The organism is Stenotrophomonas sp. PAMC25021, from assembly GCF_004795795.1.
Taxonomy (GTDB): domain Bacteria; phylum Pseudomonadota; class Gammaproteobacteria; order Xanthomonadales; family Xanthomonadaceae; genus Stenotrophomonas; species Stenotrophomonas muris.
Map to the genome: position 1 here is coordinate 623,848 of NZ_CP039255.1, position 14,995 is coordinate 638,842.

The window sequence follows — 14,995 nt, forward strand, 5'->3', positions numbered from 1 at the left end:
CCTCCCATGCCTCCCGTCCCGCCCCGCCCCGACGACACCGACAACGTCACCCCACCGCCGCCGACCGACGCGGCGCCCGCGGCCACGCCGGTAGAACCTGCGGTCGCGCCGAAGTACCTCAAGCCCAGCGCCCGCAGCGTGGTGGTGATGGTGGTAGTGGCCTTGCTGGGCATTGCGCTGATCCTGCGCGCCTGGCACCTGTGGCCGTTCACCAGCAGCGTGATGGTGACCGACAACGCCTATGTACGCGGCCAGATCACGGTGATGGCGCCGCAGGTGAACGGCTATGTGACCGAAGTGCTGGTGAAGGATTTCCAGCATGTGAAGCAGGGCGAGCCGCTGCTGCGCATCGATGACCGCATCTATGCGCAGCGCGTGGCCCAGGCGCAGGCGACGCTGGACAGCGCGCGCGCGGCGCTGGCCAACTCGGACCAGTCACAGGCGCAGAACCGCGCACAGATTGCCTCCGCCCGCGCCACGCTGTCGGCTGGCCAGGCCGAACTGCAGCGTTCGCGCAATGAATTGAAACGCTACGAGGAACTGGCGGCGCAGCAGCTGGTGTCCATCAACGACCGCGACAAGTTCCGCACCACCCAGGCGTCGGCACAGGCCAGCGTGCAACAGTCGCAGGCGCAGATCCGCATCGCCGAGGAAACGCTGGTGTCGACCCAGGTCGCGCGCAAGAGCCTGGAAGCGCAGGTGGAAAGCGCGCAGGCGCAGCTGGAACTGGCCCGCATCGACCTGGCCAACACGGTGATCCACGCACCACGCGACGGCCAGATCAGCGAAGCCAGCGTACGCGTGGGCCAGTACGTCGCTGCCGGTTCGCAGCTGCTGTTCCTGGTACCTGACACGCTGTGGGTGGTGGCCAACTACAAGGAAGGACAGACCTGGGGCATGGCGATCGGCCAACCGGCGACGTTCTCGGTGGACGCGTTCCAGGGCCAGGTGCTGCGGGGCCGCGTGCAGGAGATCGCCCCAGCCACCGGGTCGGAATTCAGCGTGCTGCGCCCGGACAATGCCAGCGGCAACTTCACCAAGGTGGTGCAGCGGCTGCCGGTGCGGATATCGATCAACAGGGATCAGAAGCTGGCAAAGCAGCTGCGGCCCGGCATGTCGGTGATCGTGCGGGTGGATACCCGGTCCAAGCCGATGGACTAGGACGCAGGCCCTGCCGCACCGGTATGAAACGGGGTCAGATCCCTTTGCCAGTGGCAAAGGGATCTGACCCCGTTTCCAAAAATGCCGGCCAGCGGCCGGCCCTACCGTTGCGTTAGCCGGCGCAGCGCGCGCAGAGGCCATGCACTTCCAGCGTCTGTGCCTGCGGCTGGAAGCCCAGCTCCTTGGCGCGCTTCTCCAGCTGGGTGACGATCTCGCGGTCTTCCAGCTCCACCGCGCTGTGGCAGCTGTTGCAGATCAGGAACGGCACCGAATGCGCGGCACTGCTGGGGTGATGGCAGGCCACGAAGGCATTGACCGATTCCAGCTTGTGCACGAAGCCATTGGCCATCAGGAAGTCCAGCGCGCGGTACACGGTGGGCGGGGCATCGGCGCCCACGCCCTTGCCGTTGCGCACCCATTCCAGCAGCTCGTAGGCCTTGACCGGCTTGCCGGCCTCGGCGATCAGCTTCAGCACGTTGGCGCGGATCGGGGTCAGGCGCAGCCCGCGTTCGCGCGAGACACGCTCGACCACCGCCACGAAATCCGATGCGTCGTGGACATGGTGGTGCGGGGCGGTACAGGCAGTGGCGGTCTTGGCGGGCATGCGTGTTCTCCGGTTCGGGCCTGGCAAGGATGCCTCAGGCCGTTGCTACCTTGGTGATGGCCACATCAATGCGTTTCAAGGCCTGCTCGCGGCCGGCCAGGTACACGGTATGGGAAATGTCAGGACTGACCTGGGTGCCGGTGATCGCCACGCGCAGCGGCTGGGCGACCTTGCCCATGCCGATTTCCAGCGCTGCGGCCGCGTCGTGCAGGGCGACGCCCACCGACTCGGCGGTCCACTCCGGCAACGCTGCCAGCAGCTCGCGGGCCTTGCCCAGCGCCACCTCGGCACCGGCCTTGAGGTGCTTGGCCACCGCCGCTTCGTCGTACCCGGTCAGCGGCTGGTACCAGACCACGGCCTTCTCGGCCATTTCCTTCAGGGTCTGCACGCGTTCACGCAGGGCGATCACCACATCCTCCGGGGCCGGGCCGGCGGCCACGTCCAGGCCCAGCTTCTCCAGCTGGTAGACCAGGTGCGGCACGATGGCGGCCACGTCCTCGGTCTTCAGGAAGTGCTGGTTGACCCAACCCAGCTTGGCCATGTCCAGACGCGAGGCCTTGGAATTGCAGTCCTTCACGTCGAACAGGTCGATCAGCTCCTGGCGGCTGAACAGCTCCTGGTCACCGTGCGACCAGCCCAGGCGGGCCAGGTAGCTCAGCAGCGCGTCGGGCAGGTAGCCGGCGTCCTTGTACTGCATCACGTCGGCCGCGCCGGTGCGCTTGGACAGCTTGGCGCCCTGCTCGTCCAGGATCATCGGCATGTGGCCGAACTTCGGCACCGGCGCACCAATGCCCTCGTACAGGTTGATCTGGCGCGGGGTGTTGTTGATGTGGTCGTCGCCGCGGATGACCTCGGTGATGCCCATGTCCCAGTCGTCCACCACCACCGCGAAGTTGTAGGTGGGGTAGCCGTCCGGGCGGAAGATGACCATGTCATCCAGCTCGCTGTTGGCGATCTCGATGCGGCCCTTGATCAGGTCGTCGAACACCACCGTACCTTCCAGCGGGTTCTTGAAGCGGATGACGCGGTTCGGGTCGTCCTTGTACGGCAGGCCCAGTTCGCGTGCAGCGCCGTTGTAACGCGGCTTTTCCTGCCTGGCCATGGCGGCCTCGCGCATCGCGTCCAGCTCTTCGCGGGTTTCGTAGGCGTAGTAGGCCTTGCCGTCGGCGATCAGCTGCTCTGCCACTTCCCGGTAGCGGGCGACGCGGTCGGTCTGATAGATCGGGCCTTCGTCGTAGTCCAGGCCCAGCCACTCCATCGCCTCCAGGATGGCGTCGATCGCGCCCTGGGTGCTGCGTTCACGGTCGGTGTCCTCGATGCGCAGCACGAACTCGCCGCCGCGGTGGCGGGCCTCCAGCCAGCAGTACAGCGCGGTGCGGGCACCACCGATGTGCAGGTAGCCGGTGGGACTGGGGGCGAAGCGGGTGCGGCAGGTCATGGACGGCTCGAGGAACGGGAATCCCCCGATTTTACCAGCCCGCCGCCCCCGACGGAAAAAGGGGACGGAGGGGATTAAGTCGCGATTGCCCAGCCCGTGGGTACTGCAACCGGGAAACGGAGGGGAGATGCGACTTAATCCCCTCCGTCCCCTTTTACGGTTCCACCTTGCGCGGGAACGGCTGCTCGCGCATCGCGGCGTTGTAGGCGAACGAGGCGACGATGGCTGCGGCCTGCTTCAGGTCTTCCGGTTCGGCGTGGTCCCAGGTGTCCAGGTGGCTGTGGTGGACATTGGTGAAGTAGTCCAGCCGGTCCTGGATGAACTGGAAGCCCGGCAGGCCGATGCGGTCGAAGCTGATGTGGTCGGTGCTGCCGGTGTTGCGGGTCGCCACGGTGGTGGCGCCGACGTCATGGAACGGCGCCAGCCAGGCTTCGAAGATCGGCATCGCCGCCAGGTTTTCCTGGGCGTAGATGCCCCGGAAGCGGCCGGAGCCGTTGTCCATGTTGAAGTAGACCTGGAACTTGCTGTAATCGCGGGTCTTCTGCAGTGCACCGGTCGGCTCGCGCAGCGACGCCGGCAGCGCCTTCTGCGCCGGGTCGGTGGGCTCCGGGAACCGGCCGAAATGCTTGGCCACATAGGCCTGCGAGCCGATCAGGCCCTGCTCCTCGCCGCTCCACAGCGCCACGCGGATGGTGCGCTTGGGCCTGGCGCCGGTGGCCTTGAGGATGCGCATGGCCTCCATCATCACCGCCACGCCTGCGGCGTTGTCGGCCGCGCCGGTGCCGCTGTGCCAGGAATCCAGGTGCGCGCCGATCATCACCACTTCATCAGGCCTGCTGCTGCCGCGGATCTCGGCCAGCGTGTTGTAGCCGGGCTGGTCGGCGTCATCGGTGAAGCGCGCGGCCACATCCACGCGCAGGCGCACGGTCTGCCCGGCCTTCAGCGCGCGCACCAGCGGGTTGAAGTGCTCGCTGATCATCGCCAGCTCGGGGATGCCGACCGGCTCGCCGGCCTTGCGCGAACCACCACCGGCAACGCGGATGATGCCGTTGTCCCAGCTGCTGATGCTGATCGAGGCCAGCGCCCCTTCTTCGACGAAGAACGCATTGACCCTGGTCGCCAGCTGCTGGCGTTCCTGGTACTCCTTGACCCGCTTGGCGCGCTCGGCGGTGGCGTCCTGGTCCTTCGGCAGGGTGAACGCCTGCAGGCCTTCCAGCGAGGTCGCGTCATGCCGATGGGAATCCGGCTCGGTGCCGCGCTTGTACTCGCGCGCCTCGCCCAGCAGCAGGATCTTGCCGCGCAGCTTGCCGCGGTACTTTTCGATGTCTTCGGGCTTCTTGATCTCGACCTGCACCAGCTCGCCTTCAACCGGCCCCTTGGTGCCCGGCGTCCAGGCCTTGGGCAGTGCATGCAGCGGCTGCACACGGTCACCCAGCATTTCCACGCTGGCCGAGGTGAACTCCCAGCCACGGCCAAAGTCATCGAACGCTTCGTCGTGGACGTTGTCCAGCTTCCATTCGTTGAACTTGCCGCGGGTCCACGCGTTGGCGCGGCCCATCGCCAGCGAGTTGGTCAGCCGCGGGCCGATGCGTTCGGTGAGATAGCTGAAGGTGTCCATCACCTGCGAACGGTGGAAGGCCTCCTGGCGGATGCGGCTGACCATGTCCAGGTCCACCGTCTCGCGCTGCTGCGCCGCTGCATTGCCACCCATCGCCAGCGCTACGGCCAGCACACCCCACTTCAACACATCGCACCCCTGCCTTCCGGCCTTCTCATCAACCCATCGAGTCTAGCCAGCAGCGGCGCCGCGATACCCTCCCATCGGTCATGGGCGGCGCGGAAGCGTGCGAACCAGGGTTCGCCCCCACAGAAGAGTGGTTGGGTCGCATCTGCCAAACCACCTCACCCACTCCACCCCAGCCACAGCTGCGCCCGCTCCGGCAGCAGCAGCAACCAGTGCCGCCGGTCGATGCTGCTGCAGCCATACACCGCCGCATGCGCGGGCCAGTCATCGGGCAGGCCACCGATGCCGATTTCCGCAAGTGCTTCCGCCCCGGCCTTCCATGGCCGGTAGCGCGGCACCCTCCCCGCCAGCGCACCGCGTCCCTGCCGCGCGCCCTGCAACCAGGCCAGGCCCTTGCCCTGCAATCCCTCGCAGGTCACCGCGGCCAGCTGGAAGCGGACCAGACCGGGGGCGATCCATGCCCCCGGCAGGGCCGCCAGCACGCCATGTGCCTGCAGCAGTGCATCCACTTCCAGCAGGGCCGGAATGCCCTGCCGCGCCCGTTGCCGCAATCCCTGGCGCCAGCTCATGGCGTGCTCCTTACTTCAGGTCTGCGCCAAGCGCGTACCAGTCGACCCGGCGGGTCACCCACATCGCCAGCGCCAGGATCACGAACAGCAGCAGCGATCCCATCAGCAGTGCGTTGTTCTCCGACACCAGCAGGCCATACAGCGCGCCGTACAGCACGGTCAGCAGCGCAGCGAAGCCAAGGCCGCGCTTCCAGTGGCCCAGCACGTTGGCCAGGTACACCGCCTGCAGGCCGATGCAGGCCACGGCCGAGACCAGGTAGGCCTTCCAGAACGCGATGTGCTCGGACAGGCTGATCAGCAGCAGGAAGAAGATCGCCAGCGCCAGGCCGACCATCAGGTACTGCAGCGGATGGATGCGCAGCGACTTGATCAGTTCGAACAGGATGAAGCCGACGAAGGTCAGCACCACGAACAGCACGCCGTACTTCGAGGCACGGTCGGCCTGGGTGTAGGTATCGACCGGATCGACCAGCGACACCGTCACGGCCTGCGAATCGATCGTCCCCTCGCTGCGCAGCTGGCGCTGTGCATCGGAGGCCAGCGAGGACACCGCCCAGCGTGCTTCGAAGCCCTGTGCATCGACACGCCGTTCGTTGGGCAGGAAGGCGCCGCTGAACGACGGATGCGGCCAGCTCGACCGCAGCGCGATCCGGGTGTCATCGCCCACCGGCACCACCGACAGCATGCGGCTGCCATCCAGGCGCAGCTCCAGTTCAACGGTGCTGGCGGCCAGCGCGCCGCCCTGATCCGCGGCGAAACCGCTCACCGGCGCATGCAGGCCACGTCCGATTTCGCTGGCCACGCCTACACCGGGCAGCAACCGCAGCTGCTTGCCGTCCACCCGCAGGTTCGGCGTGCCCACCAGGCCGCGCACATCGGAAACCCCCAGCGCCACATAGGGCTGGCCATAGGTGCGGCCGTTCTTCACCGGATAGTCGTCTTCGGCGAAAGTCGCCTTCAACTGGCCATTCCAGCTGTACACCGGCACCTTGAACAGGCCGACCTCGCGCTGGCTCGGCAGCATCTCGCCGCCCACCTCCAGCGACGCCGGCATCTGCAGCCAGTGGCCCTCGGTCACCTGGATCTCGGTCTTCTTGACGCCCAGCGGGTCAACCAGTTCAACCTGCTTGCGTTCCACCCACGGCACCACCCGTACCGGGCCCACCAGCTGCTGCGTGCCGGCACGGCTGTCGGCCACCCGGGCAAAGGCCTCGTCGCGGTACTGGCTGCGCTCGGTGATGACCCCGCGGATCATCATCAGCGGCACCAGCAGCAACAGGATCAGCCCGCCGACAATGGCGAACCTCAGCAGCATCTTCAGGGATTTCATGGTCCATCCTCGTTGGAGAGGGCTGCAGGATGGACCGCTGCGGTGAGCAGGGTTTGTGGCGAAGTTGAAGCGAGTGTGAAGTCAGCGGCGCGGACGCTGGCCCGGCACTGACAACGGCAGCCACAGGCTGGCCACGGTGCCACCGCCGTCGCGCGCGTCGAGGCTGGCGCGACCATCGTGCAGGCGCGCGACCTCCTGCACGAACGGCAGGCCCAGGCCGGAACTGCGCCGGCCGCTGCCGGGGCGGGCAAGCGAATAGAAGCGTTCGAACACCCGTTCGCGCGCGTAGTCGGGAATGCCGGTACCGCGATCCGCCACCTGCAGGCGCACGCCCTGCCCGTCCACCTCGGCCTGCAGTGCGATGTCCGCGCCGGGCGGTGAGAAGGCAATGGCGTTGTCGATCAGGTTGTGCAACGCCTGCCGCAGCAGATAGGCATCGCCCTGCACGCGCAGGTCGGGCGCGCTGCCGATGCTGACCTGCACGCCGGCCGCCTGCGCACGCACCTGCGCCGCCGCTGCCGCATCGGCCAGCAACGTTGGCAGCGCGATCGGATCGCGGGTCTGCAGCCAGCCGTGCTGTTCCACTTCGGCCAGCGCCAGCAGCTTGTCGATGGTCTCGGTCAGCCGCTCCTGCTGGTCGACGATGCTGCGCGCGAAATGCACGCGGTCGGCCTCGGGCAGCGGCTCCTGCAGCAGCTCGGCGGCACCGCGGATCGCCGCCAGCGGGCTCTTCATTTCATGCGTCAGTGACTGCACGTACTGTTCGACATAGGCCTTGCCCTCAAGCTTGCGGCGCATGGTTTCCAGCGCCTGGCCCAGGTCGCCGATCTCGTCGCGGCGGCGCCGTGGCGGTGGCACCGGTTCGCCGGCGCTGACCGCGCGTGCATAGCGGCTGAGCTGGCCGAGGCCGGTGGTGAGCCACATCGTCACCAGCACGCCGACCAGCGCCGACAGCCCGATCAACCAGGCGCCGCGCTCGATGATGGCGCGCTGGCTGGCGGCGATGAACGGATCGATGCTGCGGTTGGGCTGGGCCAGGCTGAGCACGCCGATCAGGGTGCGCCCATCGGCCGGGTCGTATACCGGCGCCGCCACGTGCATCACCGTATCGCCTTCTTCGCCTGGTATTTCCGGGCTGGAGCGGGCGCCGTACTCGCCACGCAGGGTGCGGTAGACATCGTTCCAGCGCGAATTGTCACGCCCGAGGTCGCGGCCCAGCGAGTCGTAGATGACGATGCCCCTGGCATCGGTGATGGTCACCCGGTAATCCAGCGATCGCTTGGGAAAACGCCAGACCATCGCCTTCAGGTCGCGCTGCCGCGCCTTGGCCAGGTTGCGGGTGAAGCTGCCGCTGCGGATGGTGCCGTCCTTGACGTCGGCGGCGGCCATCTCGGCCAGCACGTTGGCCGCATCGACCAGGGTCGATTCCATCGCCTGGCGCACACCGGGCTTCACCTCGTTGACGAATACGCGCATCACGAAGAACGCGGCGATGCCGGTGATCAGGAAGAAGCCGAGGAACAGCTTCAGTACCAGGCGCATCGGCTAGACCTCCAGCGCGTAGCCAAGGCCACGGTGGGTGCGGATCGGGTCGTCGCTGGCACCAGCCGCACGCAGCTTGGCGCGCAACGTCTTTACATGGGTGTCGACGGTGCGGTCGGCACTGTCGGCGCTGCTGTCCCAGCCCCGGTCCATCAGCTGCGCGCGGCTGAGGATGGCACCGGGGCGCTGCAGCAGCGCTTCCAGCAACGCGTACTCGTATCGGGTCAGGTCCAGCGCATGGCCGCGGAAGCGGATACGCCGGCCTTCGCGGTCGATCGCGAACGCCCCGTGTTCCTGCCAGCCGGCGTCCGCGCGGGGCGCTGCGACGACCGCTGCCGCACGACGCAGGCGCGCACGCACCCGCGCCACCAGCTCGCGCGGCGAGAACGGCTTGGTCATGTAATCGTCGGCGCCCAGTTCCAGGCCGAGCACGCGGTCCACTTCATCGTTGCGGGCGGTCAGGAAGATCACCGGCAGCTGCGCCGCCGGTCCGGGCTGCGCACGCAGCCGCCGGCAGACCTCGAAACCGCCCAGGTCCGGCAGGCCCACGTCCAGCACCACCACGTCGATATCGCCGGCCTGCAGCCGTTGCAGGGCCTCGCCGCCCAGCAGGCAGTGGCTGGCGGCATAGCCTTCGCTGCGCAGCGCATAGAGCACGGTTTCGGCGATGGCGGCTTCGTCCTCGACCACCAGGACATGGGCAACGGGAGCTGTCATGGCGCGCAGCATAGCCGCTGCGGCCGCCGCCCCGTACACTGCCGCCCATGAACTATCGCCACGCCTTCCACGCCGGCAACCACGCCGATGTGCTCAAGCACATCGTGCAGCTGGCCCTGATCGACAGCTTCAAGCGCAAGGACAGCCCGTTCTTCGTGCTCGACACCCACGGCGGTGCCGGCCGCTACCTGCTGGCCAGCGAAGAGAGCCGCAAGACCCTGGAGGCCGAATCCGGGATCATGCGGCTGATGGCCCAGCCCAGGCTGCCGGAGGTGGTCGAGCGCTACCTGAAGGCGGTGCAGGCCGACAACCCGGTGGGCGCGCTGACCAACTACCCGGGCTCGCCGCTGCTGAGCGCACAGGCGATGCGCGCGCAGGACCGCATGGCGGTCTGCGAGCTGCAGGAAGCCGAAACGGCCACGCTGAAGGCCCTGTTCGCCCATGACAGCCGCGTCGATGTGCGCGCTGGCGATGGCTATGCCCTGCTGCGCTCGCTGCTGCCGCCGAAGTTCAACGGCAGCAAGATCGGCCGTGGCCTGGTGCTGATCGACCCGCCGTACGAGGCCCAGGACGCCGAGTACCAGGCCGTTCTGGCCGCCCTGGCCGAGACCCTGGCGCGCTGGCCGCAGGCGACCTGCGCGGTGTGGTTCCCGATCAAGCAGCGCCGCACCATCCTGCACTTCCTGCGCAAGGCCACCGCCCTGCCGGTGAAATCGGCGATGACGATCGAGTTCCTGGTGCGCCCGGACGACTCGCCGCTGCGCCTCAACGGCAGCGGCATGCTGCTGCTCAACCCGCCGTGGCAGTTCGACCGGGTGGTCGGCCCGGCCCTGCCGGCGCTGCGCCAGCACCTGGGCGAACCGGGGGCCAGCACCCGCCTGGATTGGCTCAAAGCCCCCGAATGACGGCCTTCACGAGGCTGTACCGCCGTGAGCCTTTCGTTCACGGAATGCAGCCCCGGTGATGCCACAATCGATGGACCACCAAGGAATCACCCGGTATGGCCACTCGCAACCGCATGCCGCCCTGGCATGAGATCTTCAAGGCTCCCAGCGGCCACGAGCTGCTGATCCGCCCCATCCGCCCGGAAGATGGCGCACCGCTGCAAGCGGCGTTCAGCCTGTTCGGGCCGGAAGAAATCCGTGATCGTTTCCTGCAGGCGGTGACCGAGCTTTCGCCGGAAACCACCCAGCGCCTGACCCACCCGAATCCCAAGACCGAGATCACCCTGGTCGCAGCCGAATCCCTGCCTGCTGGCGAAGCGGTGGTCGGCGCGGTCGCCCGGGCCTCGATCATCCCCGGCACCCGTGAAGCCGAGTACGCGATCCTGATCAGCCGCTTCCTCATTGGCCAGGGCCTGGGCCGGCAGCTGATGCGCAAGCTGGTGAAGTGGGGCCGCGGCAAGTACCTGGACCGCCTGTACGGCGACGTCGCCGCCGAGAACGAGCCGATGAAACAGCTGGCCGCCTCGCTGGGCTTCAAGCCGGTCCCGCACCCGGCCGGTGCCGAAGGCCTGGTGCGGATGGTGCTGGAGCTGGACAACTGACAGATGCGCCGGGCCCCGCCCGGCGACGCCTGCCGGTAGTGCCGGCCGCTGGCCTGAACTGCGTTACCCCAACGGCACATGAGGCTGCCGGCAATCGGCCGGCACGACCCACCGGGCTTCGATCGGGCTTCTGCTAAAATCCGGGGTCCATGTCGCGTACCTCATACCCCGCCCCGCCGCTGCCGCGCGCCGGCCAGCTCCGCGCCTGGTGGCGCGCCCCCGCCTCGCCGACCGCCCTGGCCTGGTACCTTGCCCAGGCCGCGCGTGCGCACGACGCCCCGCTGCTGGTGATCGCCCGTGACAACCACGGTGCCAACCAGCTCGAAGCCGACCTGCACACCCTGCTCGGCGGCGATCCGGCCCTGCCGGTGGTCGCCTTCCCGGACTGGGAAACCCTGCCCTACGACCGCTTCAGTCCGCATCCGGACATCATTTCGCAGCGCCTGGCCGCCCTGCACCGCCTGCCCGCGCTGAAGCGTGGCCTGGTGATCGTGCCGGTGCAGACCCTGCTGCAGCAGCTGGCCCCGCGCAGCTACGTGATCGGTGGCAGCTTCGACCTGAAGGTCGGCCAGCGCCTGGACCTGGAAGCCGAGAAGCGCCGCCTGGAAAGCGCCGGCTACCGCAACGTGCCGCAGGTGATGGACCCGGGCGACTTCGCTGTGCGCGGCGGCCTGCTCGACGTGTACCCGATGGGTGCCGACGAGCCGCTGCGGGTGGAACTGCTGGACGAGGACATCGACTCGATCCGTGCCTTTGACCCGGAAAGCCAGCGTTCGCTGGACAAGGTCGAGGCGGTGCACATGCTGCCCGGCCGCGAAGTGCCGATGGATGAAGCCAGCATCGCCCGCGTGCTGGCCACGCTGCGCGAGCGGTTCGATGTCGATACCCGGCGCAGTTCGCTGTACCAGGACCTGAAGTCCGGACTGGCGCCGGCCGGCGTCGAGTACTACCTGCCGCTGTTCTTCGAACGCACCGCAACCCTGTTCGACTACCTGCCCAGCGGCAGCCTGCCGGTGGTCTGTGCCGGTGCGTATGAAGCGTCCGTCGCGTTCTGGGCGCAGACTGCGGACCGCTATGAGCAGCGCCGCCATGATGTGGAGCGCCCGCTGCTGCCGCCGTCGGCGTTGTACCTGTCGCCGGAGCTGCTGCGCGAGCGCCTGAACGATGCCCCGCGCATCGAGGTGTGGGCGGCTGACCATGCGCGCATCGCCGACGCGCACGCGCTGGGGGACCAGCCGCTGCCACCGCTGCCGGTGGCCGCGCGCGAAGCCCCCGCTGGCGATGCGCTGAAATCCTTCCTCGGCCATTATCCGGGCCGGGTACTGATCGCCGCCGATTCACCCGGCCGCCGCGAGGCGCTGCTGGAAGTGCTGCAGGCCGCCGAGCTGAAGCCGCCGGTGGTGGCCGACCTGCCCAGCTTCCTCGCCGACGACGCGCGCTTCGCGATCGCGGTGGCACCGCTGGAGGATGGCTTCGCGCTGGACGATCCGCGCATCGCGGTGCTGACCGAGCGCCAGCTGTTCCCCGAGCGCGCCGGCAGCACCCGGCGCACGCGCCGTGCCGGCCGCGAGCCGGAAGCGATCATCCGCGACCTCGGTGAACTGACCGAGGGCGCGCCGATCGTGCACGAGGATCATGGCGTCGGCCGTTATCGTGGCCTGATCGCGATGGACGTCGGCGGCATGCCCGGCGAGTTCCTCGAAATCGAATATGCCAAGGGCGACCGCCTGTATGTGCCGGTCGCCCAGCTGCACCTGATCAGCCGCTATTCCGGTGCGTCGGCGGAAACCGCGCCGCTGCATTCGCTCGGTGGCGAGCAGTGGAGCAAGGCCAAGCGCAAGGCCGCCGAGAAAGTACGCGACGTCGCCGCCGAACTGCTGGAGATCCAGGCCCGCCGCCAGGCGCGTGCCGGCCTGGCACTGCAGGTCGACCGCGCGATGTACGAGCCGTTCGCGGCCGGTTTCCCGTTCGAGGAGACCCCGGACCAGCTGGCCGCGATCGACGCCACCCTGCGCGACCTGGCCAGCAGCCAGCCGATGGACCGCGTGGTCTGCGGCGACGTCGGCTTCGGCAAGACCGAGGTGGCGGTGCGTGCGGCCTTTGCGGCCGCCAGTGCCGGCAAGCAGGTGGCTGTGCTGGTGCCGACCACGCTGCTGGCCGAACAGCATTACCGCAACTTCCGCGACCGCTTCGCCGATTACCCGCTGAAGGTCGAGGTGCTGTCGCGCTTCAAGACCACCAAGGAAATCAAGGCCGAGCTGGAAAAGGTCGCCGCCGGCACCATCGACGTGATCGTCGGTACCCATCGCCTGCTGCAGCCGGACGTGAAGTTCAAGGACCTGGGCATGGTCATCGTCGACGAGGAGCAGCGTTTCGGCGTACGCCAGAAGGAAGCGCTGAAGGCGCTGCGCGCCAACGTGCACCTGCTGACCCTGACCGCCACACCGATTCCGCGCACGCTCAACATGGCCATGGCCGGCCTGCGCGACCTGTCGATCATCGCCACGCCGCCGCCGAACCGGCTGGCGGTGCAGACCTTCATCACCCAGTGGGACAACGCGCTGCTGCGCGAAGCCTTCCAGCGCGAGCTGGCGCGTGGTGGCCAGCTGTATTTCCTGCACAACGACGTGGAAAGCATCGGCCGCATGCAGCGCGAGCTGTCCGAGCTGGTGCCGGAGGCGCGCATCGGCATCGCCCATGGGCAGATGCCCGAGCGCGAGCTGGAAAAGGTGATGCTGGATTTCCAGAAGCAGCGCTTCAACGTGCTGCTGTCGACCACGATCATCGAGTCGGGCATCGACATCCCCAACGCCAATACCATCATCATCAACCGTGCGGACCGTTTCGGCCTGGCCCAGCTGCACCAGCTGCGTGGCCGCGTCGGACGTTCGCACCACCGCGCCTACGCGTACCTGATCACGCCCGACCGCCGCGCGATCACCCCCGACGCTGAGAAGCGCCTGGAAGCGATCGCCTCGATGGACGAGCTGGGCGCCGGCTTCACCCTGGCCACGCACGATCTGGAAATCCGCGGTGCCGGCGAACTGCTCGGCGAGGACCAGAGCGGGCAGATGGCCGAGGTCGGCTTCAGCCTGTACACCGAGCTGCTGGAGCGCGCGGTGCGCAGCATCAAGCAGGGCAAGCTGCCCGACCTTGATGCCGGCGAGGAAGTGCGTGGTGCCGAGGTCGAACTGCATGTGCCGGCACTGATCCCGGAAGACTACCTGCCGGACGTGCATACCCGCCTGACCCTGTACAAGCGTATTTCCAGCGCGCGCGACAGCGATGCGCTGCGCGAACTGCAGGTGGAGATGATCGATCGCTTCGGCCTGCTGCCGGATGCGGCCAAGCACCTGTTCGCCATCGCCGAGCTGAAGCTGAAGGCCAACACGCTGGGCATCCGCAAGCTGGACCTGGGCGAAAATGGTGGCCGCATCGTGTTCGAATCCAAGCCGAACATCGACCCGATGGCGGTGATCCAGCTGATCCAGAAGCAACCGAACCTGTACGCCATGGAAGGGCCCGACAAGCTGCGCATCAAGCACCCGCTGCCGTTGCCGGAAGACCGCTTCAACGCGGCCCGCGCCCTCCTGACCACCCTCGCCCCGGGTTGATCGCCCCCCGAACACCCCGCACCGGTCCCCACCCGGTGCGGGCGGATGACCATGTTTCCTGACGCCGTACCCGCCCCCGACCTGCTGCACGCGCACGCCTGCCTGATCGATGCCCTCTCGATGTCGCTGCAGATGCGCGACGCCTACACCCGCCATCACTGCGACCGCGTCGGCCTGTTCGCGCAGCGGCTGGCCGCGCACTGCGATCTCGACGACGAGGCCTGTGCGCAGGTCGGCCTGGCCGCGCGCTTCCACGACATCGGCAAGATCGGCATTCCCGACGACGTACTGCTGGCACCGCGCCGGCATACCGATGAGGAGCGCGCGATCATGCGCGAGCATCCGGTGCGCGGCGAGCACATCTTCCTGGCCACCGGCCGCAGCGACGCCGCGCCCGTGGCGCGGCTGATCCGCGCCCATCACGAAGCCTTCGATGGCAGCGGCTATCCCGATGGGCTGCGCGGCGAATCCATCCCGCTGGGCGCGCGCATCGTCACCATCGCCGATGCCTACGATGCGATGACCAGCGTGCGCCCGTACCGCGACGCGATGGAGCACGAAACCGCGTTGCGGATCATCGATTCGCAGTCTGGAGGGCTGGTGGATCCCTACGTGCTGCAGCGCTTCCATCGCATGCTGGCGCGGGAGCCGGAGCTGGCCTGAGATCTTCCGGAAGGTGAAACGACCCGTCGGTAGAGTCGACTGTCAGTCGACTGCTCTTCGTCCAGAT

Annotated in this window: 12 protein-coding genes; 5 read left to right on the forward strand and 7 right to left on the reverse strand. The window is 68.0% G+C overall.

The features are described from left to right. Positions 1 to 6 precede the first annotated feature (6 nt). Positions 7 to 1,161 carry an HlyD family secretion protein gene (locus E5790_RS03010; RefSeq protein WP_049420618.1) on the forward strand — a complete coding sequence of 385 codons (1,155 nt, stop codon included), beginning with the start codon at positions 7 to 9 and terminating at the stop codon, positions 1,159 to 1,161. A 112-nt stretch (positions 1,162 to 1,273) separates the two neighbouring features. On the opposite strand, the gene E5790_RS03015 is transcribed toward E5790_RS03010, so the two are convergent. The 7 genes from E5790_RS03015 to creB all read right to left on the reverse strand — a co-directional run bounded on the left by E5790_RS03015 (position 1,274) and on the right by creB (position 9,117). Then, positions 1,274 to 1,765 carry a Fur family transcriptional regulator gene (locus tag E5790_RS03015; RefSeq protein WP_004150412.1) on the reverse strand — a complete coding sequence of 164 codons (492 nt, stop codon included), beginning with the start codon at positions 1,763 to 1,765 and terminating at the stop codon, positions 1,274 to 1,276. 34 nt (positions 1,766 to 1,799) lie between these two features. Beyond that, entirely contained in the window at positions 1,800 to 3,203 is a 1,404-nt protein-coding gene (gltX, locus tag E5790_RS03020; RefSeq protein ID WP_111206667.1) for a glutamate--tRNA ligase, read from the reverse strand. Between the two features lie 154 nt (positions 3,204 to 3,357). Continuing rightward, positions 3,358 to 4,950 (reverse strand): M20/M25/M40 family metallo-hydrolase, encoded by a 1,593-nt coding sequence (locus E5790_RS03025; RefSeq protein ID WP_111206665.1) that lies wholly within the window; start codon positions 4,948 to 4,950, stop codon positions 3,358 to 3,360. 155 nt (positions 4,951 to 5,105) lie between these two features. Beyond that, positions 5,106 to 5,516 carry a hypothetical protein gene (locus E5790_RS03030; protein WP_111206663.1) on the reverse strand — a complete coding sequence of 137 codons (411 nt, stop codon included), beginning with the start codon at positions 5,514 to 5,516 and terminating at the stop codon, positions 5,106 to 5,108. A 10-nt stretch (positions 5,517 to 5,526) separates the two neighbouring features. After that, the gene (gene creD / locus E5790_RS03035) at positions 5,527 to 6,846 is read right to left on the reverse strand and encodes a cell envelope integrity protein CreD (protein ID WP_049441519.1); all 1,320 of its coding nucleotides are present in this window, start codon (positions 6,844 to 6,846) and stop codon (positions 5,527 to 5,529) included. 81 nt (positions 6,847 to 6,927) lie between these two features. Beyond that, entirely contained in the window at positions 6,928 to 8,388 is a 1,461-nt protein-coding gene (gene creC, locus E5790_RS03040; RefSeq protein WP_032961976.1) for a two-component system sensor histidine kinase CreC, read from the reverse strand. 3 nt (positions 8,389 to 8,391) lie between these two features. Beyond that, positions 8,392 to 9,117 carry a two-component system response regulator CreB gene (creB, locus tag E5790_RS03045; protein ID WP_075076204.1) on the reverse strand — a complete coding sequence of 242 codons (726 nt, stop codon included), beginning with the start codon at positions 9,115 to 9,117 and terminating at the stop codon, positions 8,392 to 8,394. Between the two features lie 35 nt (positions 9,118 to 9,152). Here creB and rlmJ point away from each other — a divergent pair, with 35 nt between their 5' ends. The 4 genes from rlmJ to E5790_RS03065 all read left to right on the forward strand — a co-directional run bounded on the left by rlmJ (position 9,153) and on the right by E5790_RS03065 (position 14,928). Beyond that, positions 9,153 to 10,010: a 23S rRNA (adenine(2030)-N(6))-methyltransferase RlmJ gene (gene rlmJ, locus E5790_RS03050; RefSeq protein WP_014646445.1), complete on the forward strand. Its 858-nt coding sequence runs from the start codon at positions 9,153 to 9,155 to the stop codon at positions 10,008 to 10,010. Between the two features lie 95 nt (positions 10,011 to 10,105). Continuing rightward, the gene (locus tag E5790_RS03055) at positions 10,106 to 10,651 is read left to right on the forward strand and encodes a GNAT family N-acetyltransferase (RefSeq protein WP_014646444.1); all 546 of its coding nucleotides are present in this window, start codon (positions 10,106 to 10,108) and stop codon (positions 10,649 to 10,651) included. Between the two features lie 149 nt (positions 10,652 to 10,800). After that, the gene (gene mfd, locus E5790_RS03060) at positions 10,801 to 14,265 is read left to right on the forward strand and encodes a transcription-repair coupling factor (RefSeq protein WP_049441517.1); all 3,465 of its coding nucleotides are present in this window, start codon (positions 10,801 to 10,803) and stop codon (positions 14,263 to 14,265) included. A 45-nt stretch (positions 14,266 to 14,310) separates the two neighbouring features. After that, positions 14,311 to 14,928, forward strand: coding sequence for an HD domain-containing phosphohydrolase (locus E5790_RS03065; protein ID WP_136191678.1), 618 nt, complete (start codon positions 14,311 to 14,313; stop codon positions 14,926 to 14,928). The last annotated feature ends 67 nt before the right edge of the window (positions 14,929 to 14,995 follow it).

What these genes read in the sequence shown, in the direction of transcription:
- E5790_RS03010 (WP_049420618.1), top strand. Translation starts at nt 7, where the DNA reads ATGCCTCCCGTCCCGCCCCGCCCCGACGACACCGACAACGTCACCCCA.
- E5790_RS03015 (WP_004150412.1), bottom strand. Translation starts at nt 1,765, where the DNA reads ATGCCCGCCAAGACCGCCACTGCCTGTACCGCCCCGCACCACCATGTC.
- gltX (WP_111206667.1), bottom strand. Translation starts at nt 3,203, where the DNA reads ATGACCTGCCGCACCCGCTTCGCCCCCAGTCCCACCGGCTACCTGCAC.
- E5790_RS03030 (WP_111206663.1), bottom strand. Translation starts at nt 5,516, where the DNA reads ATGAGCTGGCGCCAGGGATTGCGGCAACGGGCGCGGCAGGGCATTCCG.
- creD (WP_049441519.1), bottom strand. Translation starts at nt 6,846, where the DNA reads ATGAAATCCCTGAAGATGCTGCTGAGGTTCGCCATTGTCGGCGGGCTG.
- creC (WP_032961976.1), bottom strand. Translation starts at nt 8,388, where the DNA reads ATGCGCCTGGTACTGAAGCTGTTCCTCGGCTTCTTCCTGATCACCGGC.
- creB (WP_075076204.1), bottom strand. Translation starts at nt 9,117, where the DNA reads ATGCTGCGCGCCATGACAGCTCCCGTTGCCCATGTCCTGGTGGTCGAG.
- rlmJ (WP_014646445.1), top strand. Translation starts at nt 9,153, where the DNA reads ATGAACTATCGCCACGCCTTCCACGCCGGCAACCACGCCGATGTGCTC.
- E5790_RS03055 (WP_014646444.1), top strand. Translation starts at nt 10,106, where the DNA reads ATGGCCACTCGCAACCGCATGCCGCCCTGGCATGAGATCTTCAAGGCT.
- mfd (WP_049441517.1), top strand. Translation starts at nt 10,801, where the DNA reads ATGTCGCGTACCTCATACCCCGCCCCGCCGCTGCCGCGCGCCGGCCAG.
- E5790_RS03065 (WP_136191678.1), top strand. Translation starts at nt 14,311, where the DNA reads ATGACCATGTTTCCTGACGCCGTACCCGCCCCCGACCTGCTGCACGCG.